Source organism: Candidatus Methylomirabilota bacterium (genome assembly GCA_035764725.1).
Taxonomy (GTDB): domain Bacteria; phylum Methylomirabilota; class Methylomirabilia; order Rokubacteriales; family CSP1-6; genus DASRWT01.
In genome coordinates this window covers 1-23246 of record DASTYT010000105.1, presented here as the reverse complement: position 1 = coordinate 23246, position 23246 = coordinate 1, and the positions used below count along the sequence as shown (strand labels likewise).

Sequence of the window (23246 nt, the reverse complement as noted above, 5' to 3'; positions counted from 1 at the left end):
TCAGCCGACGTTGCCGCGCACGCCCAGGACGTAGGCGACGAGCGCGCCGGCCAGCGAGATCAGCATGATGATGCTGGCGATGACCACTGCTTCCTCGAGCTTCTTCTGCGCGATGTAGTCGAGCTGGAGGATGGCGAGGGGGCGGTTGGCGGTGGTGCTGAGGAGCGCGACATTCGCGATGTTCCGCGCCGCGCCGACGAACGTGATCATGCCCACCGCCATCAGAGTCGGCGCCATGAGGCGGAGAACGATGCGGCGGTACGTCGTCCACCACGAGGCTCCGGCGATGCGCGAGGCCTCCTCCAGCTCGCCGCCGAGCTGCATGAGCCCGCTCTTGATGATCTGCACGCCCAGCGGCATCCCCGAGATGAGCCCGGCCACGATCAGCGCCGCGGTGGTGCCGTAGAGCGGCCGCAGGAACGGCGTGCCGAGAAACAGCCAGAGCAGCGCCAGGCCCAGGATGACCCCGGGCACCGTGAAGGGCAGCCACGAGATGAAGTCGAGGAGCCGGCGGCCCGCGTAGCGCGTGCGCACCGCGATGTAGGCGATCAGCGAGTGGAGCAGGACGGCCGCCACCGCAGTGCCCAGGGCGAGGATCACGGTGTTGCGGAGCGAGCTGGCGAAGAGGTCGTCGCTCAGCACGGTGCGCCAGTTGTCGAGCGTCCAGGGCTCGGGCACGTTGAAGAAGCCGAAGAGCTTCATGAAGGTGCCGAGCAGGGCGAACACCACCGGCACGCCCAGGACGATCGCCACCAGGGCGAGCGCGAAGGCAAGGGCGGGCCACCGCCACGCCCCCAGCGCGTGCACCCGGCTCTGGAACTGGCCGGTCACCGTCGTGTAGCGCCGGCCCCGCATCGCCCATTGCTGGGCCACGATGAGCGGCAGCGTGGCGGCGAGCACGAGCACCGCCAGGGCGGTGGCCGCGTCGTAGCGGGGCACGCGCGTCACCAGGAGGTCGTAGATCGTGGTGCTGAAGACGAAGAAGCGGAAGGGCGTGCCCAGCACCTGCTCCACCTCGAAGGTCTGGAGCGACACCATGGTGCCCAGCAGCAGCACGGAGAGGATCACCGGCGCCATCACCGGCACCGTGATGCGCAGCGCGGTGCGGAGCGTGCCCGCCCCCGCCACCCGTGACGCCTCCTCGAACGCCGCGTTCATCTTCCGGAAGGCCGGCGTGAGCAGGATCACCTTCACGGTGAGCGAGCCCGTGATGACGTGGATCCAGACGATGCCCCAGAAGGAATAGATGTCGAACGGGCCCTTGCCGAGCCGCGCGCCCACCACGGGCACCGTGGCCAGCGCGGCGTTGACGAGGCCGTACTCCGGGTCGAGTAGGAGGATCCAGGACAGCGTCACCGTCAGGGGCGGCAGGAAGAAGGCCGCCCAGAAAGCGAACTCGATCCCGCGCCGGCCCGGCAGATCCGTCCGCGCGAGCAGCCAGGCCACGAAGACCGCGAGCGGGAGCGTGATGAGCTGCCGCGCCACCGTGACCGTCAGCGTGTTCCACAGCGAGCTCCGCAGGGCGGGCTCGCCCAGCGCGGCACGCCAGCCGTCGAGGCCGAGGCGCGCAGGCTGGCCGGGCAGCGCGGTCTGGAAGCTCTGGAGCACCACGAGCAGCACCGGGTACACCACCCCGAACGCCACGAGGGCGAGCACGCCGCTGCAGGCGAGGGCACCGGTGTCGATTCGCCACGCGGGGCGGGCGGTGCCGGGGACGACTACGCCGGCCACACGCTCACCGTATCGGGCGGGAGCCCGAGCGACACCGCCTGCCCCTCCTTCCACTCGCGCGTGCGGGGCAGCAGGAGCACGATCCGCTGCTCCGCACCCAGGCTCACCCGCGCCTCGTAGCGGTCGCCCACGAAGAGAAGGGTATCGATGGTGCCGGGCAGCGGCTCGCTCTCCGGCCGGACGACGTCGACCTCGATGTCCTCGGGCCGGATAGCCACGTGCACCTCCGCGCCCGTCGCCACCGCGATGGCCGCCATGGAGCGGCCGGCGACGTGGCGTCCCCGGAGCGCGCCGTCCAGCGCCACGGTCAGCCGGCCCGGCGTCTGCCCGCTCACCCGGCCGCGCAGGATCACCGTCGAGCCCACGAAGTCGCGCACGAAGGCCGAGGCGGGCGCTTCGTAGAGGCTGCGCGGCGGCCCCACCTGCTCCACCCGACCGCGCTGCATCACCGCGATACGGTCGGAGAGGCTCAGCGCCTCGATCTGGTCGTGGGTGACGAAGAGCACGGTGATGCCGAGCCGCCGTTGGAGCAGGCGCAGCTCGTGACGCATCTGCTCGCGGAGCTTCGCGTCGAGATTGCTGAAGGGCTCGTCGAGCAGTAGGAGGTCGGGCTCGTAGACGAGGGCGCGGCAGAGGGCGAGGCGCTGCATCTGCCCGCCGCTCAGGAGCGTGGCCGCCCGCGCCTCGGTGCCGCTGAGCCCCACCAGATCCAGGACTCGCGCGACCCGCTCACGCACCTCGGCCCGCCCGAGCCCCCGCAAGGTCAGGGGGTAGGCGACGTTGTCGAACACGCTCATGTGGGGCCAGATCGCGTACGACTGGAACACCATGCCGAGGTTGCGGCGGTTCGGCGGCACGAAGACCCGCCGCGGGACCGAGGCCACGACTCGGCCGCGAAGCATGATCTCGCCGCCGTCGGGGCGCTCGAGGCCGGCCACCAGGCGTAGCGTGGTCGTCTTGCCGCAGCCACTGGGCCCCAGGAGCGTGAACACCTCGCCGCGCCGGACATCGAGCGTGGCGCGGTCCACCGCCACGTGCGGCGCGAACACCTTGCTGACGTCGTCGAGCGTGAGGACGGGTTCGATCGCGGCGGCCCTGGGGGGAGCTCTGGCGAAGAGGCTCGGACGGCCTACTTCATGACGGTCTTGGCGATGTCCTGCGTCTTCACGACCTCGGGCAGGTTCTCCTCGGCGTCGATCTGCATGAACTTGGCGTCCGGCGGCACCACGTACAGCGGGTGACCCGGCTCGATGCCGCTGCGCCGGCTGTTCGTCTCCACTTCCTTGGCCCACACGACCTGCGCATCCTTGGTGAGGAGCCAGTTGATGAACACCTTCGCCGCGGCGGGGTGGGGGGCGCGGTTCACGAGCCAGATCGTGCTGGAGCTCGAGCTCTGCGTGGACATCTCGTTCAGGTGCAGGAGCTTCAGGTTCTTGGCGAGCCCCTGCTTCTGGTAGGTGGCGAGGATCTGCGGGTTCACGCCGAGCGCGATGGGATAGCGGCCGCGCACCATGAACTCCGCCACCTGGCGGTTGTCGCGGCTCAGCACCGGCTCCTGGTCCACGAAGAGCTTCTTGATGATGTCGTCGCCCATGCTGAGGCGGGCGGCGGTCATCGGCCAGAAGGTGTCGCCCATCACGCGCACGTCGGGCAGCAGGAGCTTGCCCTTCCACCGGGGGTCGAGGAGATCCTTGAGGCCGCGGACCTCGCTCTCCTTCACCATGTCGGTGTTGATGGTGACGCCGCCGCCCCGCACCGCGACGAAGCCGTAGCAGAGCGCGCGGTCCTTCACGAGGCCGAAGCCGCGCTCGAAGCCGCCTTCCCAGCCGTCCTTCACCTCGGGCAGGAGGATGGCCGGGCGCACCGGATCCCACACACCGGCGGGCCGCAGCACCTGCAGCGCGGTGCTGGTGGGAATCAGCGCCACGTCCCACGTGAAGAGATTGGCCTGGCGCTCCTGGACGATGCGGGGGGCGAAGTCCTGCGAGTGCAGGCTCGTGTGCTCGACCTTGACCTCGGGATAGGCGGTGGCGAAGGCCTTGAGCGCCCGCTTGTAGCCGTCGCCGGGGAAGGTGTTGACGACGACCTTGGCCTCCTTCTTCGCCGCCGCCACCACCGACGCCCAGTCCGCCGACTGCGCGTGCGCGCGTCCCGCGGGACCGAGCGCCGCCGCGGCGCCGCCCGCGGCCAGCCCGCCGAGGAACCGCCGGCGGCTGATCATGCGCGCGCGCCTCCTCCATTCCGACGCGCCCCATCCTGGAGATAGCGCACGGAGACGCGCTCGATCGGCACCTGGTCGGGGTCGAGCCCGTCGGGATTGCGGTACTCGAACGGCGCGCGCCGACCGCCGTGGTGCTTGGTCACCACGAGCCGGCGCCAGGCGATGACCTCCGCGTCCGTGCCCGAGAGCTTCTCCGGCGTGTCATAGCGCTGGTTCAGCATGACGCGCTCGTCCTGACGGGAGAAGTTGTACTCGATGATCCAGCGCCGGATCGTGGCGTAGGCCACGCGGTCCCACAGCCGCCGCCACGCGTTCTTCGGCCGCGTGCAGTGGTAGTAGTACACGCGCGTGAGGTGCTCCTCCACCGGCACGCACATGCGCGTGTAGAGGTCCCAGCCGAACTCCGCGCGAAACATGCCGGGCAGGTGATGTCCGCCGCACCAGCGCGCGGTGCGCGGCGGCGGGATGTTCCGCCGCGCGCGGTCGGCGAGGGGCCGGGTGATCCAGGTCCAGACGCGCCGGTAGTTCGTCTTGGGCCAGCGCCAGCCGTTCGGATAGATGTCGAAGGCGGGGCTCCTCCGCATGTAGTTCGACTCGGCCACGTCGCCGCCGAAGCCGTTGCCCACGAAGATGGGGTGCTCGCCCTGGGCGCCGCGAGCGATGAAGCCGCCCCGCGCCACCACCACCGCGTTTCGGTGGACGTAGTTCACGTGCGAGTCCATCGAGTTCTCGAGGGCGACCTCCCAGTTGCACTTCCAGTACACGAGGCCCACCTGCACCAGCGCATCGGCGTCGAAGAACTCCTCCGGCACGTCCTCCTCGATGGGCGCGGGCTCGCCCTGGCCCATCCACACGAAGACGAGGCCCTTCAGCGTCCGCGTGGGGTACATCCGCGCTTCCGTGCCCGGCTTGCCGCACACGCCGGAGTCCGGACCCTCGGATAGCACGGCCACGTTTTTCCCGCTCTCGTCGTAGACCCAGCCGTGATAGGGGCAGGCCACCGTGCCGCGATAGTGGCAGTCGCCCTCGCTGAGCCGCGCCCCGCGATGCGGGCAGATGTCCCCAATGGCCGCGACGGCGCCGGTGGCGCCGCGGAAGAGACAAAGCTCCTCGCCGAGCAGCGAGACCTTCACGGGCTTGCGCGCCCCGACCTTCCGGTCCTCGATGGCGGGATACCAGTACTCCTTGAGGCCCAGCGTCGGGATGAGGTGACGGATGTCGCCGGAGAGCCGCGGCATCGCGGGCGCGGGGGCGGTGGTCGGAGGATTCGCCGTCGTCGTCATGGCTTGTACACCGCGAAGCACTTGTTGGAGTTGAAGATCCACGTCTCGATGAAGTCGCACTCGTCGGGCTTGCGGCCGAGCGCCTCCATGGCGCCGGCGAGCATGTACCAGTTGAGCATCTCCTGCTGCCCGGAGTCCTCGACCTCGGCGAGCGTGCGGGCGCGCCAGGCCTCGTAGTCGCCGCGTCGGAGAGCCTCGTAGAGCCGGCGGTCCGCCTCGATGTCGGGGTAGAGCTGATGGTGCTTGTCGGTGAGGAAGGCGTGCGACCAGCTCGACGACGCGATCAGCGCCACCCGCCAGGGGCTCTCGCGAAGGGCGAGCGCGGTGGCCGCGCCCACCTCCATGCAGCGCTTCGGCGACGGCGAGGGCGGATCGAGCTCCGCCTCGGCGAGAGGCTTCGCCATGCTCGCGCGGAAGCCCTTCTGGGCGATCACGCGGCGGCCGTAGCAGTTCACCTGGAAGGCCACGATCGGGTAGGGAAAGCCCACGCGATCGTAGTCGAGGTAGAAGACGGTGTTGAGGAAGGCGTGGGCGAGCCCCTGATGGTGGAGCGGCGCGTAGGCGTAGGACATGTCCACGCCCCCCTCGAGCAGGCGCCGCGCGAGGAACTTCCCCGCCTCGCGGTGCCCGCGAAGGCGGAAGGTGGTGTCCTCGGTCTCGCCCCAGACATTGCTCCCCGCGTCGCGCTTGCGGTGCCTGGCCTCGATCTGATCGTAGGCGAGCACGCAGAAGGGCGGAATGATGTCGGCGGTGAAGTTCTCGTGCTGATCGTCGCCCCAGATCACCACCACGTCGGGGCGGAACTCGTCGAGGAGCCTCCGCGCGTGGCGGAAATGCCGCAGCAGGCTCGCGCGGTGGCCGGCCGCCGCCGCGGTGCCGCCGTCGCCCGCGTACTCGCGCCGCATGGGCTCGGGCCAGCCGGACGGATCCCGGTAGCGCTCCGGCAGGCCGGGGTCCTTCATGATCGCGCGGAGGATGTCGGCCATGTTCTGGTCATGGCTGATGAGCGGCGGGTAATGGGTCATGCCCAAGCCGAGAATCTCGCCCACGTGATGCCTCCTGGGAGTCCGGAGCGGCCGGCGCGCGGATGCCTGGCCGATGCTAGGCTGCCACGCGCGCGCTTGTCAAACCACCTCGTCGAGGAGGCCATAGGCGAGGGCCTCGGCCGCATCCAGGTAGCGCCCGCGGCGCATGTCCTCGGCCACCTCCTCGGCAGGGCGGTGGCACCGCCGGCCGACCAGGGCGTACAGCCGCCAGAGGAGGTCCTGCTGCTCCCGGTTCCGTGATTCGAGCTCCGCCGGCGTCCCCGTGAAGCGCGCGGTGGGTTGGGCGAGGCGGAAGCGAGCGTGCGCCCCCGCCATCCGCCGCTCGGCGGCGGCCAGGATCCCGATGGCAGGGCCGCCGACCTGGCCGCGGCAGCGGACGCGGACGGGGGCCCGCAGCAGGCCGACCGTGTCGATCACGAGGAAGGCCGCCCCGAGCGCACCGTCGGGACTGTCGAGGTGGAGCTCGATGGGCTCGACGCCGTCGGCGTCCAGCGCGGTCAGCGCCCCCGCGGCCCGGGTCGCCGCGCCGTCGTCGAGCGGGCCCGTCAGCGTCACGATGCGCCGCTCGAACAGCTGCGCGTCGAGCCATTCCCCGAGGCCCATGCCCCGAAGCCTACACCGCACTCTGCTACGCTGACTGAAGGATGCTCTCGCGGCGCGCGCTGCTCATCACGTCGACGTTGGCTGCCTTGGCGCGCCCCCTCGCGCGCATGGGGCCGGCCGCGGCCGCCCCCTCCACCGTCGAGGACTGGAGCGGGGCGACCCTTGGGGCCCACGGCGTGCCGCCGGGCTGGGAGAAGTACGAGACGCCACACGGCCACCCCGCCTACGACTTCACCGTGGTGGAGGACGAGGGTCGCCGCGCCCTGACGCTCCGCAGCGCGGGCGACCACTCCACGATCGCCCACGCGCTGCACGTGGACCTCGCGGTGACGCCGATCCTCACCTGGGCGTGGAGGGTCGTGAGCCTGCCCCGGGGCGCCGATCTCCGCGAGCGCGCGACCTCGGACGCCACCGGTCACATCTTCGTGATCTGGCCGCGCTTCCCCGCCCTGCTGCGCTCGCGCCTCCTGGGCTACGTGTGGGACCCGGCGCTGCCCACCGGCACGATCGTGAAAAGCACCAAGACCGGCACGGTGACCTTCGTGGTGGCGCGATCCGGCGAGACCGGGCTCGGCCGCTGGACGGACGAGCGTCACGACGTGGTGGCGGACTACCGGCGGATCTTCGGCGAGGCGCCGGAGGCGCCCGGCGCCATTGCGCTATCCATCGACACCAACGACACGCGCACGAGCGCCGAGGCCCGGTTCGGGCGCATCGCCTTCACCGCCTAGCGGGCGCGCCGCCGGGCCGGCTCAGCGCTTGGGCGGCGTGTGCTCGAACGGCAGCTTCGTGTACTTCGCCTTGTCCACCTGGACCACCAGCGCCACGCGGCCCTCGTAGCTCCGCATCGGGAACGGCTTGCCGATGTACTTGTGCGACACCGGATCCATGGTCTTAAGGTCGGGGTCGGGCCGGCGCTCGACCACCCGTCCGCGGAGCTGGATCTCCTCGTAGGGGTTGCCGAAGTCCACGATGGAGAGGGCCACGCGAGGATCGCGCTTGGTGTTGCGTCCCTTCAACGAGCCCTCGCTGGTGCAGACGATCAGGCGATCGCCCTCGCGCGCTACCCACACCGGCGTGCTCAGCGGCGAGCCGTCGGGCATCAGCGTGGAGAGATGAGCGAAATTGGGACGGTCGATCAGCGCCTTCGCTTCGGCGGACAGCGTCTCGGCCATGATGGCTCCTCCCCTGGTCAGCGGATTCGAATCTCGGCAGCGGGTCGCATGGACTTCATCTTGCCTGCCTCCGTGGTAGAGTCCAGCCATTCACGGTCTGGTCCCTGACTCTCTTCCGCGGAGGCCAAGCATGGACAGCACGACCACGATCCCCGCCGGCAAGCTCGCGCACGCCACGCCCGCCACTGCGCCCTTCGTCGCGGGGCGGCGCACCTTCCTCAAGTATCAGGATCTGGGCGTGACCGCCGCCAGCAGCGGGCGCATGCGCGCGCAGGTGATGAGCGCGACCCAGGGCATGACCAAGCCTACCGGCTGGCACTACCACGTGTGCGAGGGCCAGTTCGTCTACGTGCTCAAGGGCTGGGTCGATCTCTCGTTCGAGGACGGCCAGACGCTGCGGGTGCAGGAGGGCGAGTCGCTCTACATCCCCGGAGGCCTGCGCCACAACGAGACCGCCACCTCCGAGACGCTCGAGATCCTCGAGGTCTCCGTGCCCGCCGACATGGGCACGGTGCCCGTGGACCCGCCGGAGGGGATGCCGGCCTAGCCGCGTCGTCGGACCGCGGCCGGCGCCGCCGCATGCTGGCCGAGCTGCGCGAAGCCGATGCGAGGGACGAGATCGCGGCGATCTACGCCGAGATTCGCCGTCTCTGGGGCGTGCCGTATGTCTCCTCGCTCCAGCGACATCTGGCGACACGCCCGGGCTGGCTTCCCTGGACCTGGGCCGCACTGGGGCCGGCCTTCACGAGCGGCCTGGCGCAGACGGCGGCGTGGCGCGCGGCCAACGGGCTCGCGGTGCCGAGCCTCGCGCCGATCCCGCGTGAGGCGCTGCGCGTATGGGGCGTGGACGCGGAGGGCGCGCGCGCGATCCGCGCCGCGTGCGCAAGCTTCGTCCGGGTAAGCCCGGTGAACCTCGTGCTGTCCGGCCTGCTCCGGCGCCTGCTCGCGGGCGAGCGGCCCGCGACACGCACGGCGACGGACGGCGCCGCGCGCGCGCCATGGGCGCCACCGCCCGACCTGGGCGCGCTGCCCGCCCTCGTGGATCCGGCCGCGCTGCCCGCCGCGCCGCGCGCGCTCCTAACCTCGCTCGGCACCACGGTAGACGGCCAGCCCTTCGTGGCCGGGCTCTACCGGATGCTCGCTGGCTGGCCCGGCTTCTTCGCCCACGTGGCCACGCTGCTGCGCCAGCGGATGGACGATGGCGACACCGGCGCGGCCTTCCGCCGGCTTCTCGAGGCGGTGGACGCCGAGATCCCCGCGGTATTCGCGATGCTGCCCCCGTTCCCCGCCGCCCCCGCGATGCCGCCCGCCTCGGACTTCCAAGCGGTGCTCACGGCGCTGGACGCCTATCGCAAGACCAGCCCGGAGATGGTGGTCTTCGGGCGCATGATCGGCGAGGCGCTGCCCGTAGTCCATGTTGACGACGTAAGAGGAGGCTGTGGCTGTGCCTGAATACTATCTGTCGCCGCAGGAGATCCAAAGACTAGCCAACCAGCTCGGCGCATTCGAAAAATTCAGCTTCGGCGAGGCGTCGAAATCGACCCGTCCCGAGGACCTCATCCGGAAGATGATGCGCGGATGGCCGACGGTCTACACGATGCCGTTGCCCCTCACTCCCGGTGCATCGGCGGCGCCCGCCATCTTACCAGGATACGAGCACGCCCCGAGCCCGCTCACCACCGCGCTCTACGAACATCTCTTCGCAGCGAGCTACGCGTCCGCCTTCGATGACGTGACGATGCACCGAGTCTTGCCGGTGTGTCTCTACCTGGATGTCCCGGCGGGCAGCGGTCCCCCGTGGCCGGTGCTGCGGGCGCTCGCCGGCGTCCTGGATGCCTACGACTACGACGTTGTGCTCGAGTACCCGGATCTCGAAGGCTCGTTCTTCAAGAAGCTGTTCGTGCGAACCCGGGCGCGGAAGACGCGCGGGGAGATGGACACCGATGCGGCGGACCTCGCCACGAAGATGGCGGACACGGCCGCCGCGCAATTCACCGGCTCCCGGATCCGTCTCGCGCGCTCGGTGGTCGAGCGCGCGCCGAAGACGACGGTGCGCGACGTCGTCGGCCTGCAGAAGGATCGCGCGGAGGTCAAAAAGCTGGAGGCCGAGGAGGAGAAGCTCAAGGCGGAAACGTGGGAGCTGCGCAGCAGCGCCCTCACCAACTTCGCCCAGGCGATGAAACACGTCGCCATCGGCGCCTCGGTCGTCTGGTTCGTCGTGGTCGACGGGCAGGGCGCGGGAGGCGGCCCCGACCCTGGGGTCAAGGGACCGGCGCCAATCGAGCGGGTCGAGCTTGGCAGGCCGGTCGACCTCATGCAGCGGCTGGTGGATGCCAAATCGCCCGAGGAGGTCAAGACGATCCTCGACGAGTACCGCGGCGCCGGCAAGGGGGGGACAAAGGAGACGACGGGCAGCGGAGGTGGAACCACGAAGAAGGCTCCTGGACCGGGAGCGAGCCGCAAGTGAGGGCGGCCCCGCTCGCCGCCCTTGCTCCTCACGTGTAGCTGTGGTGTAGTCCCTTCGCCGTCTGCGCCGAGCCCCACCTCGGCCTGGGCGTGATGGCCGGCAGATCATCGGAGCCGATCAAGGAGGCACACCCCTCATGGCCGCCAAGCCGAAGCCCGGGAAGCGCACCGCGACTGCTGCTGCGTCCGCGCAGCAGTACTACCTGATCCAGTTCTCCTACACGTCCGCCGCGTGGGACACCCTGCTCAAGGCGGGGGCCAACGAGCGCAATCGCGTGGCCGCCGTGAAGGACCTCATCTACAAGCTGCGCGGATGCATCGCGACGATCACGTTCGAGTGCGACGTCGACCCGACCCCGAAGGAGAAGTTCGGCGCGTTCGGGGACTACGACGTCGTGCTGCTGGTGGCCTTCCCCGACGATCAAGCCGCGGCCGCTTTCGCCCTCGCGATCAGCGCGGGCGGCGCCGTCTCGGCCTTCAAGACCACCCGCATCCTTCCCTGGCCGCAGATGATGGGGGCGATGGCGAGCGCGGCGAGCACCCGGGTTCTCTACAAGGCGCCCGGACAGTAGGTCGGATCTGCGCCGGCCGGCCCGGCCCACGCCGGGTCGGCTCGCGGCGAGCGTCCCATGATCTGCACACGCTGCAGCACCGACAACCGTCCGACCGCGGCGTTCTGCCGCGACTGCGGGGCGATCCTGGGCGGAGCCTGCCCGGTCTGCGGGGCCAAGTGCGCCCCGGAAAACCGCTTCTGCGACATGTGCGGCGCGCCACTCGCCGGCGTCCCCTCGCTTGCCGGGGCCCCGGCCCGCTTCGGGCCGAGACGGGGGTACACGCCGAATCATCTGACCGATCGCATCCTCACGTCGCGCAGCGCGATGCAGGGCGAGCGCAAGCAGGTCACCGTGCTCTTCGCCGACATCAAGAGCTCGATGGAGCTCTTGATGGACCGCGATCCCGAGGACGCGCGGCGCCTGCTCGATCCCGTCATCGAGCTGATGATGGAAGCCGTCCACGCCTACGAAGGCATCGTCAATCAGGTGCTCGGCGACGGGATCATGGCGCTGTTCGGCGCGCCGCTGGCCCTCGAGGACCACGCCCTCCGCGCGGGCTACGCGGCCCTCCGCATGCTGGATCACATCGCGCGGCACGGAGACGAGGTCCAGCGCCGTCACGGTATCCCGCTCCAGATCCGCGTCGGGCTGAACTCCGGCGACGTGCTCGTACGGTCCATCGGATCCGATCTCGACATGGACTACACCGCGATCGGTCAGACCACGAATCTCGCCGCGCGGCTGGAGAAGCTCGCCAAGCCGGGTACCGCGCTCTGCGCGGCCGCCACCATCCGCCTCGCCGAGGGGTTCTTCGAGACGCGCGCACTGGGGCCTGTCCCCATCCGGGGGATGTCGGAGCCCGTCGAGGTCTTCGAGCTCACGGGTGTGACGCCCGCGCGTCTCCGCTTCCACGCGGCGGCCGCGCGAGGGTTGACGCGCTTCGTGGGACGCCGCGAGGAGTACGAGGCGGTCGTCGCCACCCTGCTTCGCGCCCAGCAAGGGCATGGCCAGCTCGCCGCGCTCGTGGGAGAGCCGGGCGTCGGCAAGTCGCGCCTGGTGTGGGAAGTCACCCGCTCGCCCGAGCTCGCGGGCTGGCGCGTGCTCGAGGCGAGCGCCCTGTCCTATGCGACGGGGACGCCCTATCTGCCCCTGCGCCGCCTCCTGCAGGTCTATTTCCAGGTCGATGATCGGGACGATGCGACGACGATCCGGGAAAAAGTCACCGATCGGCTCGTCGCCCTCGATCCCCGCTTCGCCGAGTACGCGGCTCCCCTCCTCGCCCTGCTGGACATTCCCGTCCAGGATGCGCACTGGGCGGAGCTCGATCCACCTCAGCGGCGCGCGCAGATCGGCGAGGCCGTTCGGCGACTCCTCCTTCGGGAGAGCCAGGAGCAGCCCCTCCTCGTCGTGCTGGAGGACCTGCACTGGGTGGATCGGGAAACCGAGGCGTTCCTCGACACCCTCGTCGAGAAGCTGGCCACGGCGCGCATCGGGATGCTCGTCAACTGTAGGCCCGAGTATCAGCTGCCCTGGGGCAGCAAGACCTCGTTCACGCAGCTTCGTCTCGACCCCCTCGACTCCGCCGGGGCCCAGGAGCTCCTCGGGGTGCTCCTCGGCCCCGATCCCGCCCTCGCCCCTTTGGCCGAAGCCGTCGCGAAGCAGACCGGAGGCAACCCCTACTTCCTGGAGGAGAGTGTGCGGACGCTCGCCCAGGCGGGCGTGCTCGCCGGCGAGCCCGGTCACTATTGGCTTGCCAAGCCCCTCGATCGCGTGGAGGTGTCGCCCACCGTTCAGTCCGTGGTCGCCGCCCGCGTCGACGGTCTCGCGGCCGAGGACAAACGGCTCCTCCAGGCCGCCTCGGTGATCGGGCCCAACGTACCGATCGACCTTCTCCGGATGGTGTCCGACGACACCCCCGAGGCGCTGATGGCCAGCGTCATGCGCCTCCGCGAGGCGGGCTTCCTGTGCGAGTCCCGCCTGTATCCCGAGATGGAATATGCGTTCACCCACGTGATCAGCTGCGACGTGGCGTATGGAAGCCTCCTCCAGGGGCAACGTCGCGCGCTTCACGCGCGAATCGTCGCCGCTATGGAGAAGCACTACGCGGAGCGCCTTCCCGAGCACGCGGAGCGGCTCGCGCGCCACGCCATCCAGGGGGAGCTGTGGAGCCAGGCCGTCGCGCACTCCCACGCCGCCGCGGTCAAGGCGGCGGCCCGGTCCGCCTATCGCGACGCGGTCGCCCATTTGGAGGAAGCGCTCGCCTCGCTGGCCCGACTGCCCGAGACGCCTGATCGCCTCGCCCATGCCATCGATCTTCGTCTCGCGCTCCGGAGCTCGCTCTTCCCCCTCGGACAGATCGCCCGCGACCTCGACAATCTCAAGGAGGCCGAAGCGCTCGCCCTCCGTCTCGACGATCGTCGCCGGCTCGGGTGGATCCTCGCCTATATGATTCGAGACTTCTCCATTCTCGGGATGCCCGACCAGTCCATCGAGCAGGGGCAGCGGGCGCTGGCCCTCGTGCCCGAGGTGGGAGATCTGGAGCTCGAGATGCTGATCAACGGCTATCTCGGCTCGGTGTGCTTCGCCCGCGGCGACTATCGACGGGCCGTCGATCTGCTCAGCAAGGGCGTCGAGGTGCTGAAGGACGGCCTCGAGCTGCGACGCTTCGGCTTGCCCGGACCCGCGTCCGTATTCTTCCGCCTCTGGCTGATCTCCTCGCTCACGCGCCTCGGACGCTTCGACGAAGCCGAGGCGCAATCGCAGGAAGGGCTCCGCGTCGCGCGCCAGGCCGAGCAGCCGCTCGCGCTCATGGTGGCGCACTATGCGGCGGGCTTTCATCTGGCCCACGGACCGGACCTGGCGCGCGCGATCGCCGAGCTCGAGCGGAGCCTGGATCTTTGCCGCACGTGGAAGCTGCCCGCCTGGTACCCGAACATCGCGTCGATCCTCGGCTACGCCTATGCCCACTCCGGCCGCTTCGAAGAGGGCGAGGCCTTGATGCGGCAAGCGATCGAGGCGTCGCGTGCCAGCGGCAGCATGGTCAACCACGCCAGCGAGGTGACGCGGCTCGCGGAGGCGCTTCTCCTGGCCGGCCGCGTCGACGAGGCCGGCGCCCTCGCCGACGAAGCCGTCGAGCTCGCGCGCAAGCATCAGGAGCGCGGCAACGAGGCGCTCGCCCTGCGCCTCGCCGGCGCGGTGGCGGTGCGGCGCAGCCCGCGGGAGGCCCCGGCCGCGCGCGAGCACTACGTCCGGGCGGCCGCCCTCGCCGACGAGCTGGGCATGGAGCCGTTGTCCGCCGCCTGTCGCGCCGCGCTCGCGGGGCTCGACCGCGGCTGAAGGAGTCCAGGCGCGCATGGCCGGCCAGGTCACTCGCCGCCAGATGGAGACGTGGCTCCTCAAGCACGGCTTCCACGCGCTGAAGGGCGGGATGACCGGCCATGTGCAGTACGAGGGTCCCGGCGGGGTGAAGGTCACGCTCCCCGGCCACGGGCCGCAGGACCTCACGAAGAAGCACGTCGCGCTGATCCTCCGCGCGCTCGCCGGCGCGGGGTTCGACCGCGAGCAGGTGCGGCGCGAGCTGGCCGGCTAGCGCTCGTTGAAGCGCCAGCGCTGGAAGCGATAGCCGGCGTCCGCGGAGCTCCGGCCCTCGGCGATGAGCCGTCCCGCTCCGGTGGCGAGGGCGGCGATGCGCTTCACCGCCGCATGCGCGCCGGGGTCGATCTCCACGTCCGACACCGTGACGAACAGCTCGTCGAGGATCCCCGCCTCGTGCAGCGCATCGAGCACCACGGCGCCGCCCTCGCAGGCGAGATGCCGCACGCCCGCGTCGGCGAAGAGGCGCTCGTGGGCCTCGACGAGCCCGCGGGCGTCCACGCGGGTCGCGCCGACCACGAGGAGCCGCACGCCGCGCGCCTCGCTGCCTCGCGCGCGCAGCACCCGCGCCCCCTCCTCCGTCGTCACGACGACTACCCCGACCCCGGGGGTGTTGAACAGCCGGACGCGCAGATCCAGGCCACCCGACTCCGTGTAGACGACCTGTAGCGGCACCGGCCCCTGCCCGCGGTCGGCGCGGTACCGCACCAGGGTCGCGCCGAGGTCGCCGCCGGCGTCGGCCACCCCGCCGATCAGCTCCGGCTGATCGCGCAGCGTCTGGGCCCCGAAGGAGACGGCGTCCGCAGCGGCGCGCAGCCGGCGCATGAGGCGTATGTCGGCGCGCCGGGCCGGGCGCGTGAAGTCGCCCCCCGCGATCGCCCGGATGGGATCGTCGTGGGGCCCGACGCGCGCCCACGTGACGATGCCGTTCCGCGACGTGATGACGTTGCCGTAGATCCACGGCCGCGCCGGCCACGCGGGCGGCATGGCCACGGGCTCGAAGAGCGGCGGATCGGGCGTGAAGGCGGCGGTCACGAGCGCCGCGTCTCCAGTCCCTCCTCGGCCGCGGCCGTCAGGGGTCTGATCGCCTTCTCGACGTCCGTCGTCCACACCTTGGTGAACTCCGCGCCGAGGAGGAGGATCTGCGCCGAGTAATACACCCACACCACGATGACCACGAGGGAGCCCGCGGCGCCGTAGGCGGAGCCCACTGCCCACTTGACGAGGTAGAGGCCGATCAGAAGCGTCCCCACGAGAAAGAGCAGCGAGGTGACGGCGGCGCCTACCAGCACGTCCCGCCAGGCGAGATTCACGTCGGGCAAGAGCTTGAAGATCAGCGCGAAGGCGAGCGTGAGCAGCACCGCCGAGACCACGGCATGGACGGCCTCGAGCGCGAGGGCCGACCCGGGGAGGAGGTGGCTCACGTACGTGGCCACCACGGTCAGCCATGCCGTGACCACGAGCGAGAGTAGCAGCAGGAAGCCGGTGCCCACCACGGCGACGAAGGACCAGAAGCGCTCGTTCACCATGTCGCGAATGCGGCGCGCCGGCCTGGGGGGCACGCGCCAGATCGTGTTGAGCCCATCCTGGAGCTCGCCGAACACACCGTAGAGCCCGAAGCTCAGGGTCGCCAGCGCCAGGGCCACCCCGGTGGCGCCCGGCGTGGTGGCGCGCGCGCTCCGCACCATGGCCTCGATGGCCTGCGCGCCCCCTTCGCCCGTCAGCTCGCGGAACTGCGCGATGATGCTCGCCTCGGCGCCGGGGCCGATCAGGAAGCCGCCCAGCGCCATCACGATGACGAGGCCGGGCGCCAGCGTGAAGATCGTATAGTAGGCGACCGCAGCGCCCGTCCGCTGCGCCCGATCCGCATAAAAGTCGCTCACCGTGCGGGTGAGCAGGCGCCACGCCTGTCGCATGAGGCTATGATAGTCGACATGGCGAAGCGCATCGGAATCGTGGCGGTGAGCGCGGAAGGCGCCGCCCTGTGCTACCGGACCATCTGCGTGGAAGGCGCCACGCTCTTCGGGCGCCACGGCCATCCCGAGGTCGTGACACACACCTACCCGCTCGCCAAATGGATGGTCCCTATCGAGGCGGGCCGCTGGGACGAGGTCGGCGCGATGCTGCTGGCTTCCGCCGAGAAGCTCGCGCGCGCGGGCGCCGACTTCCTGATCTGCCCGGACAACACCGCGCATCAGGGCCTGGACCTCGTCCGGGCGCGCTCGCCGCTCCCGTGGCTGCACATCGCCGAAGAGGTCGCGGCGGCGGCCGCGCGCGAGCGGTACCGCCGGCTGCTCGTGCTCGGCACCCGCTATCTGATGGAGGGCCCTGTCTATCCGACCAAGCTCGCCGCGGCCGGCATCGCCCACGAGATCCCGGACGCGGCCACGCGCGAGCAGATCAACCGCCATACCATGGACGAGCTCGTCTACGGGCGCTTCGAGGACGCCACGCGCGCCTACTTCGTGGACGTCATCCGCGCGGGGAAGACGCGCGGCTGTGACGCGGTCGCGCTGTCCTGCACCGAGTTTCCCCTGCTCGTGAGCCCGGGCGATTCGCCCCTGCCCACGCTCGATTCAACGCGGCTCCTCGCGCGCGCGGCATTGCGCGAGGCGGCCGGCGCCTCGGCCTGACGCGCGCCGCTCGCCCGCTTCTCTTGACGGGGATCGCGATCGCTGGCACGGTGGGACCAGGCCGGCCGGTCAGGCGGCCCACGGTCCGCGTGAAGGGAATGTCCCACATGTAGCGAGCTCACGGCGACTGGCGGTCCCACGACCCCTTCACCGCCCGGCATGCGGAGGCGGGGCAATGAAGGAGGCGTCTCCACGACCATCAGGCCGATCCCGCCCCGTCCCTCCCTGGAGTTCGACCGCAAGCAGGCCAAGGCGCTGCTCGACGCCCTCCGCGCCGGGGATCCGGCGGAAGCTGCCGGAGGAGATCACTCACGGGGACTATCCCGCGGTGGTCGAGCTCCTCATCGCGGCGGGCTCGCGCCCGCGGAAGCGGATGCTCTTCGGGAGCGACGCCGTCAAGGAGGTGCTGCGCCGCCACGGCGTGTCCGATGGGGACTAGTCGGCAGTGGACTAGCCCCCGGCCATCGCGCCCACGACCAGGAAGGGCTCGGCGCCCGACACGACCGCCTCCGGCAGCGGCGTGTCGGGACCGTCGTGGGAGACATCCTCCTCGCAGGCGAAGAAGCGGATGAAGGGCCGCCGCTTCTTGGTGACCTGATCGCGTATCGTCCCCCGCAGCATGGGGTAGGCGTCCTCGAGGGCGTCGAGCACCGCGCTGGTGGTGACGGGGGTCGCCACCGCCACCTTCACCTCGCCGTTGACGCGCGCCAGCGTACGCAGATGCGTGGGCAGGACGACGCGGATCATGGCAGGCTCTGCACCTCCACCGCCACCACGGACGGCAGGTGCTCGACGATGGGCGTCCAGCGATCGCCCCCGTTCGGCGAGCAGAAGACCTGGCCGCCCGTGGTGCCGAAGTAGACGCCGCAGGGATCGAGCGCGTCCACGGCCATCGCGTCGCGGAGCACGTTCACATAGCAGTGACGCTGGGGCAGGCCGTCGGTGAGCGCCTCCCACTCGTTGCCGCCGGTGCGGCTCCGGTACACGCGGAGCTTGCCGTCCGGGGGATAGTGCTCGGAGTCGCTCTTGATCGGCACCACGTAGATCGTCTCGGGCTCGTGCGCGTGCACGTCGATGGGGAAGCCGAAATCCGAGGGGAGGTTGCCGCTGACCTCTTGCCAGGTATCCCCGGCGTTGTCGCTGCGCATCACGTCCCAGTGCTTCTGCATGAAGAGCGTGCCGGGTCGCGAGCGATGCATGGCGATGCGATGCACGCAGTGCCCCACCTCGGCGTTGGGATCGGGGATGCCCTCGGACTTGAGCCCCTTGTTGATGGGCCGCCACGTCGTGCCCCCGTCGTCCGAGCGGAAGGCCCCGGCCGAGGAGATCGCGACGAAGATGCGACCCGGGGTCTTCGGGTCCAGCAGGATGGTGTGCAGGCACATGCCGCCCGCCCCCGGTTGCCAGAGGGAGGAGCCCGTCGAATGCGTGCGCAGCCCTGCCAGCTCGTGCCAGGTCTGCCCGCCGTCGGTGGAGCGGAACAGCGCGGCGTCCTCGACTCCCGCGTACACGGTGTCGGGGTCGGTCGGCGAGGGCTCCACGTGCCAGACCTTGGCGAACTCCCAGGGATGCGGCGTGCCGTCGTACCACTGATGCGTGCCGGTCGGTCCGTCGTAGGCGAACTTGTTGCCCACCGTCTCCCAGGTCTTCCCGCCGTCGCTCGAGCGCTGCATGATCTGCCCGAACCAGCCCGACGACTGGGCAGCGAAGATCCGGTTGGGATCCGCCGGCGAAGCCTTGAGGTGGTAGATCTCCCAGCCCCCGAAGTGCGGGCCGCTCACGTCCCATCGGTCCCGCTTGCCGTCCGCCGTGAGGATGAAGGCGCCCTTCCGCGTGCCGACCAGCACTCGCACTCCGCTCATCGATAGCCCCTTTCGCCGCGCCGCAGCACGGCCGTCATTCTCGCCTGTGGTCGAATGCGCTCCCGGGGATTCGACAATCGCCGGCGGATCCCTCGCGGGGTGGCCGGCCCGGCCTAGCGAAGGGCCTGATCCACCATGGCCTGCGCCTCCTTCACGATGGCGGCCAGGTGGGCCTCGTCCTTGAAGCTCTCGGCGTAGATCTTGTAGATGTTTTCGGTCCCCGAGGGCCGCGCCGCGAACCAGCCGCTGGTCGCGATGACCTTGAGGCCACCGATGGGCGCGTCGTTACCGGGGGCCCGGGTCAGCTTGGCCGTGATGGGCTCGCCCACCAGCTTCGACTCGGCGACCGCGTCCGGCGTGAGCTTGCCGAGTCTCGCCTTCTGCTCGGGAGTGGCCGCGGCGTCGATGCGCGTGTAGACGGGGGCGCCGAGCTCGGCCGTCAGAGCGCGGTAGTGCTCGCCGGGGTCGCGGCCGGTCCGCGCGGTGATCTCGGCCGCGAGCAGGTCCAGGATGAGCCCGTCCTTGTCGGTCGACCAGGCGCCGCCGCCCCGGCGGAGAAAGCTCGCGCCCGCGCTCTCCTCGCCGCCGAAGACGAGCGAGCCGTCGAGCAGCCCGCCCACGAACCACTTGAACCCGACCGGCACCTCGAGGAGGCGCCGCCGCGCCTTCGCGACCACGCGATCGATGATGGCGCTACTCACCACGGTCTTACCCACCGCGGCGCCGGCGGGCCAGCCCGTGCGCGTCGTCAGCAGGTAGTGGATGGCGACCGCCAGATAGTGGTTCGGGTTCATGAGGCCGGAAGGGGTCACGATCCCGTGGCGATCCGCATCCGGATCGTTGGCGAAGGCCACCCGGTAGCGGTCCTTGAGACCGACCAGGCGCGCCATCGCGTAGGGGCTCGAGCAATCCATGCGGATCTTGCCGTCGTAGTCGAGGGTCATGAAGGCGAAGCGTGGGTCGATGGTCGGGTTGACGATGGCGAGGTCCAGCCCGTGCACGGCGTTGATCCGCATCCACACAGGCAGTGACGAACCGCCGAGCGGATCCACGCCGAGGGGCAGCCGCGCCCCGCGAATCGCCTCCACATCGATCACGTCGGGGAGGCCTTCGACGTAAGGCTGGATGAGATCGCGCTGATACGTCGTGGCGGCCCGGACCGCCTGCTCGAACGGCACCCGCTTGACGCCGGCATTACCGTCGCGCAGCAGGGCGTTCGCGCGGTCCTGCACCCACTTGGTCACGTCCGTGTCGGCGGGGCCCCCGTTCGGCGGGTTGTACTTGAATCCCCCGTCCTCGGGCGGATTGTGCGAGGGCGTGACGACGATGCCGTCGGCGAGGCCGGTGGTGCGCCCCCGATTGTGAACGAGGATGGCATGCGAGATCACCGGCGTAGGAACGACACCATCCTCGACCTGAATAATGGTCTCGACGCTGTTCGCGGCCAGTACCTCCAGCGCGGTCCGCTCCGCGGCCCGCGACACCGCATGGGTGTCCTTGCCCATGTAGAGCGGCCCGTCCAGCCGCTGGGCGCGCCGGTAGTCGCAGATCGCCTGCGCCGTCGCGAGAATGTGCGCCTCGTTGAACGAGCCGCGCAGCGGCGAGCCTCGATGACCACTGGTGCCGAAGGCCACACGCTGATCGGGATCGCCCACGTCCGGGGTGCGCTCGTAGTACGCGCGCTCGAGCCCCGCGACGTCGATGAGCATCTCGGGCCGGGCGGGCTGACCAGCCAATGGGGAGTTGGCCATGCCCCAGTGTGCCAGAAGGGCCGGGGGGTCCGCGACCCGGCGGGTTGCGCGACCGCGTCGACAGGCCTTGCGACCAACGGTAGAGTCGGGGCATCCCAAGAGGCACCGACAGGCGACGTGTTCCCCGGGGGGTCATTATGGCGTCAGCGGCGAGCGGGACCTGGCACACCACGGCGTGCATCCTCTGTTCCGTCAACTGCGGTATCGAGATCCAGGTGGCCAGCGACGGCCGTCGCTTCGAGCGCGTCCGTGGTGACCGGGCACACCCGGCCTCGCAGGGGTATCACTGCGAGAAAGCCCTGCGGCTCGACCACTACCAGAACGCGCGCGACCGCCTCACCCACCCGCTGCGGCGGCGTCCCGACGGCACCTTCGAGGTCATCGATTGGGACACCGCCATCCGGGAGATCGCCGCCCGGCTGGGCGCGATTCGAGACACGCACGGCGGCGAGCGCATCCTTTATTACGGCGGGGGAGGACAGGGCAATCACCTGTGCGGGGTCTACGCATCGGCCACCCGCCGCGCGCTCGGCATGAAGTTCCGCTCGAACGCCCTCGCCCAGGAGAAGACCGGCTGGGCGTGGGTGGGCGAGCAGACGGTGGGCGGCATTCCCGGCGGCGACTTCGACCACTGCGAAGTCGCGCTCTTCGTGGGCAAGAACCCGTGGCAGTCGCATGGGGTGCCCCGCGCCCGCACCGTGCTCAAGACCATCGCCGCCGATCCCGCGCGCTGCCTCATCGTGATCGACCCGCGGCGCACCGAGACCGCGGAATTGGCCGACATCCACCTGCAGCTTCGCCCGGGCACGGACGCGTGGCTCCTCGCCGCGCTCGCCGGCGTCATCGTGCAGGAAGGGCTTCACGCGCGCGCCTGGCTGGCCGAGCACGCGACGGGCGCGGACGAAGCGATCGCCGCGCTGCAGGCGGTGCCGGTCGCCCGCTACGCCGCGATCGCGGGCATCCCCGAGGAGCGGGTGCGCGCGACCGCGCGCCGGCTCGCCACCGCCCGCGGGCTGGCGGTGTTCGAGGACCTCGGGACGCAGATGACGCGCCACTCCACGCTCAATAGCTACCTGGACAGCCTGCTGTGGCTGCTGACGGGCAATTTCGGCAACCGGGGCGGCAACAATCTCCCGCTGCCGCTCATCCCCATCGCGCCTTCGAGCACGCGCGGCGACGTGAGCCCCGTCGCGAAGGCGCCGATCATCGCGGGCCTCGTTCCCTGCAACGTGATCGCCGAGGAGATCCTCACCGAGCACCCCGACCGCTACCGGGCGATGATCGTGGAGTCCGCCAATCCCGCCCACTCGCTCGCGGACAGCCGGCGCATGCGCGAGGCGCTGCGTGCCCTCGAGTGCGTGGTCGTCATCGACGTCGCGATGACCGAGACCGCGCGGCTGGCCGACTACGTCCTGCCCACGCCCAGCCAGTACGAGAAGTGGGAGGCCACGTTCTTCAACTTCGAGTTCCCCGCCAACTACTTCCACCTGCGCCGGCCCGTGCTCGATCCGCCGCCCGGCAGCGATCTCCTGCCCGAGCCCGAGATCCATGCGCGCCTCTGCGAGGCGCTGGGCGCCGTCACCGAGGTCGAGCTGGCGCCGCTTCGCGAGGCCGCCGCGCAGGGGCGGGCGGCGTTCGCCGCCGCCTTCGTCGGCGCGACGGCCGCCAATCCGAAGCTGCTCGAGCTGGCGCCCGTGCTCCTCTACCGGACGCTCGGCCCCACCCTACCCGACGGCGCCGCGCCCGCCGCCGTGCTCTGGGGCGCGGCCCAGCGCCTGGCCCTCCGTCATCCCGACGCCGTGCGCCGCGCGGGCATCGAGGCGCCGGATCACGAGCTGGGCGAGGCGCTCTTCGCCCGCATCCTCGAGAGCCGGTCGGGGCTGACCTTTGCCACGGACACGCACGAGAACGTATGGCGCCGCATGCGCGCCCGCGGCGGGACCGTGAATCTCCACGTGCCCGAGCTGCTCGGGGAGCTCGCGCTGCTCGCCACCGAGCCGCCGCCCCCGCCCGATCCCGCGTTTCCGTTCGTGCTGTCCGCGGGCGAGCGGCGCTCGTTCACCGCCAACACCGTGTACCGCGACCCCGCGTGGCGGAAGAAGGACGCGGCGGGCGCCTTACGGGTGAGCCCCGCCGACGCCACCCGCCTCGGCCTCGCCGACGGCGCCACCGCGCGCGTCACGACCAAGCGCGGCAGCGTCACGGTGGCGGTGGAGGTCTCGGACACCATGCAGCCGGGGCACGTGTCGCTGCCGAACGGGCTCGGCCTCGACTATCCGGATGACCACGGTGCGCCCGTGCTCACCGGCGCGGCGCCGAACGAGCTCACCGCGAGCGAGGATCGCGACTGGTTTGCGGGCACGCCCTGGCACAAGCACGTGCCGGCGCGCGTGGAGGCCGTCGCGGGCTGAGGGCGCCTCAGGGGTTGCGCCTTCAGCCGAGCCGCGGCAACACCTCGTCCCCGAGCGCACGGATGAGGCGCGTGCGCTCGGCCACGAACCCCGTCACGAGCAGGCCGTCGATGCCCGCCTCCACGACGCCGCGGAGCT

The 23246-nt window shown here is 70.8% G+C and carries 21 protein-coding genes; 9 read left to right on the top strand and 12 right to left on the bottom strand.

Features of this window, described 5'->3' with window-relative positions:
* The 6 genes from VFX14_17035 to VFX14_17010 form a co-directional block, all read right to left on the bottom strand.
* Entirely contained in the window at window positions 1–1731 is a 1731-nt protein-coding gene (locus VFX14_17035; protein ID HEU5191392.1) for an iron ABC transporter permease, read from the bottom strand.
* Window positions 1719–2780 carry an ABC transporter ATP-binding protein gene (locus VFX14_17030; protein HEU5191391.1) on the bottom strand — a complete coding sequence of 354 codons (1062 nt, stop codon included), beginning with the start codon at window positions 2778–2780 and terminating at the stop codon, window positions 1719–1721. The genes VFX14_17035 and VFX14_17030 overlap by 13 nt, the downstream gene beginning before the upstream one ends.
* A gap of 80 nt (window positions 2781–2860) precedes the next feature.
* Window positions 2861–3952 (bottom strand): extracellular solute-binding protein, encoded by a 1092-nt coding sequence (locus VFX14_17025; protein HEU5191390.1) that lies wholly within the window; start codon window positions 3950–3952, stop codon window positions 2861–2863.
* Window positions 3949–5235 carry a Rieske 2Fe-2S domain-containing protein gene (locus tag VFX14_17020; GenBank protein HEU5191389.1) on the bottom strand — a complete coding sequence of 429 codons (1287 nt, stop codon included), beginning with the start codon at window positions 5233–5235 and terminating at the stop codon, window positions 3949–3951. The genes VFX14_17025 and VFX14_17020 overlap by 4 nt, the downstream gene beginning before the upstream one ends.
* Window positions 5232–6284, bottom strand: coding sequence for an extradiol ring-cleavage dioxygenase (locus VFX14_17015; GenBank protein ID HEU5191388.1), 1053 nt, complete (start codon window positions 6282–6284; stop codon window positions 5232–5234). Before VFX14_17015 ends, VFX14_17020 begins: the two co-directional genes overlap by 4 nt.
* Before the next feature lie 75 nt (window positions 6285–6359).
* Window positions 6360–6884 carry an ATP-dependent Clp protease proteolytic subunit gene (locus VFX14_17010; protein HEU5191387.1) on the bottom strand — a complete coding sequence of 175 codons (525 nt, stop codon included), beginning with the start codon at window positions 6882–6884 and terminating at the stop codon, window positions 6360–6362.
* Between the two features lie 41 nt (window positions 6885–6925).
* On the opposite strand from VFX14_17010, the gene VFX14_17005 reads away from it, so the two are divergent.
* Complete coding sequence (locus tag VFX14_17005; protein ID HEU5191386.1) at window positions 6926–7615, top strand: DUF3047 domain-containing protein; 690 nt, start codon at window positions 6926–6928, stop codon at window positions 7613–7615.
* A gap of 21 nt (window positions 7616–7636) precedes the next feature.
* Here the strand turns inward: VFX14_17005 and VFX14_17000 are convergent, their stop codons facing one another.
* Window positions 7637–8059 (bottom strand): PPOX class F420-dependent oxidoreductase, encoded by a 423-nt coding sequence (locus VFX14_17000; protein ID HEU5191385.1) that lies wholly within the window; start codon window positions 8057–8059, stop codon window positions 7637–7639.
* Window positions 8060–8189: 130 nt separating this feature from the next.
* On the opposite strand from VFX14_17000, the gene VFX14_16995 reads away from it, so the two are divergent.
* The 6 genes from VFX14_16995 to VFX14_16970 all read left to right on the top strand — a co-directional run bounded on the left by VFX14_16995 (window position 8190) and on the right by VFX14_16970 (window position 14668).
* Complete coding sequence (locus tag VFX14_16995; GenBank protein ID HEU5191384.1) at window positions 8190–8606, top strand: cupin domain-containing protein; 417 nt, start codon at window positions 8190–8192, stop codon at window positions 8604–8606.
* 32 nt (window positions 8607–8638) lie between these two features.
* Entirely contained in the window at window positions 8639–9511 is an 873-nt protein-coding gene (locus tag VFX14_16990) for a hypothetical protein (protein HEU5191383.1), read from the top strand.
* Window positions 9504–10526, top strand: coding sequence for a hypothetical protein (locus tag VFX14_16985; GenBank protein HEU5191382.1), 1023 nt, complete (start codon window positions 9504–9506; stop codon window positions 10524–10526). Before VFX14_16990 ends, VFX14_16985 begins: the two co-directional genes overlap by 8 nt.
* A 136-nt stretch (window positions 10527–10662) precedes the next feature.
* Window positions 10663–11097 carry a GYD domain-containing protein gene (locus tag VFX14_16980; protein ID HEU5191381.1) on the top strand — a complete coding sequence of 145 codons (435 nt, stop codon included), beginning with the start codon at window positions 10663–10665 and terminating at the stop codon, window positions 11095–11097.
* A gap of 57 nt (window positions 11098–11154) precedes the next feature.
* Complete coding sequence (locus VFX14_16975; protein ID HEU5191380.1) at window positions 11155–14415, top strand: adenylate/guanylate cyclase domain-containing protein; 3261 nt, start codon at window positions 11155–11157, stop codon at window positions 14413–14415.
* Between the two features lie 16 nt (window positions 14416–14431).
* Window positions 14432–14668 carry a hypothetical protein gene (locus VFX14_16970; protein HEU5191379.1) on the top strand — a complete coding sequence of 79 codons (237 nt, stop codon included), beginning with the start codon at window positions 14432–14434 and terminating at the stop codon, window positions 14666–14668.
* Here VFX14_16970 and VFX14_16965 read toward each other — a convergent pair.
* Together VFX14_16965 and VFX14_16960 are read right to left on the bottom strand one after the other, a co-directional pair.
* Window positions 14665–15486 (bottom strand): dihydrofolate reductase family protein, encoded by an 822-nt coding sequence (locus VFX14_16965; protein ID HEU5191378.1) that lies wholly within the window; start codon window positions 15484–15486, stop codon window positions 14665–14667. The two genes, VFX14_16970 and VFX14_16965, sit on opposite strands and share 4 nt — an antisense overlap.
* Entirely contained in the window at window positions 15483–16367 is an 885-nt protein-coding gene (locus tag VFX14_16960) for a YihY/virulence factor BrkB family protein (protein ID HEU5191377.1), read from the bottom strand. The genes VFX14_16965 and VFX14_16960 overlap by 4 nt, the downstream gene beginning before the upstream one ends.
* 18 nt (window positions 16368–16385) lie before the next feature.
* On the opposite strand from VFX14_16960, the gene VFX14_16955 reads away from it, so the two are divergent.
* The gene (locus VFX14_16955) at window positions 16386–17084 is read left to right on the top strand and encodes an amino acid racemase (protein HEU5191376.1); all 699 of its coding nucleotides are present in this window, start codon (window positions 16386–16388) and stop codon (window positions 17082–17084) included.
* 450 nt (window positions 17085–17534) lie between these two features.
* Here the strand turns inward: VFX14_16955 and VFX14_16950 are convergent, their stop codons facing one another.
* From VFX14_16950 to pgm, 3 genes are all read right to left on the bottom strand, one after another.
* Window positions 17535–17831 carry a MoaD/ThiS family protein gene (locus VFX14_16950; GenBank protein ID HEU5191375.1) on the bottom strand — a complete coding sequence of 99 codons (297 nt, stop codon included), beginning with the start codon at window positions 17829–17831 and terminating at the stop codon, window positions 17535–17537.
* Window positions 17828–18946, bottom strand: a complete 1119-nt coding sequence (locus tag VFX14_16945; GenBank protein ID HEU5191374.1) for an exo-alpha-sialidase — start codon at window positions 18944–18946, stop codon at window positions 17828–17830. Before VFX14_16945 ends, VFX14_16950 begins: the two co-directional genes overlap by 4 nt.
* Before the next feature lie 113 nt (window positions 18947–19059).
* Window positions 19060–20697, bottom strand: a complete 1638-nt coding sequence (pgm, locus tag VFX14_16940) for a phosphoglucomutase (alpha-D-glucose-1,6-bisphosphate-dependent) (GenBank protein ID HEU5191373.1) — start codon at window positions 20695–20697, stop codon at window positions 19060–19062.
* A gap of 137 nt (window positions 20698–20834) precedes the next feature.
* Between pgm and VFX14_16935 the strand changes: the two genes are divergently transcribed.
* Entirely contained in the window at window positions 20835–23108 is a 2274-nt protein-coding gene (locus VFX14_16935; protein HEU5191372.1) for a molybdopterin-dependent oxidoreductase, read from the top strand.
* Window positions 23109–23246 lie beyond the last annotated feature (138 nt).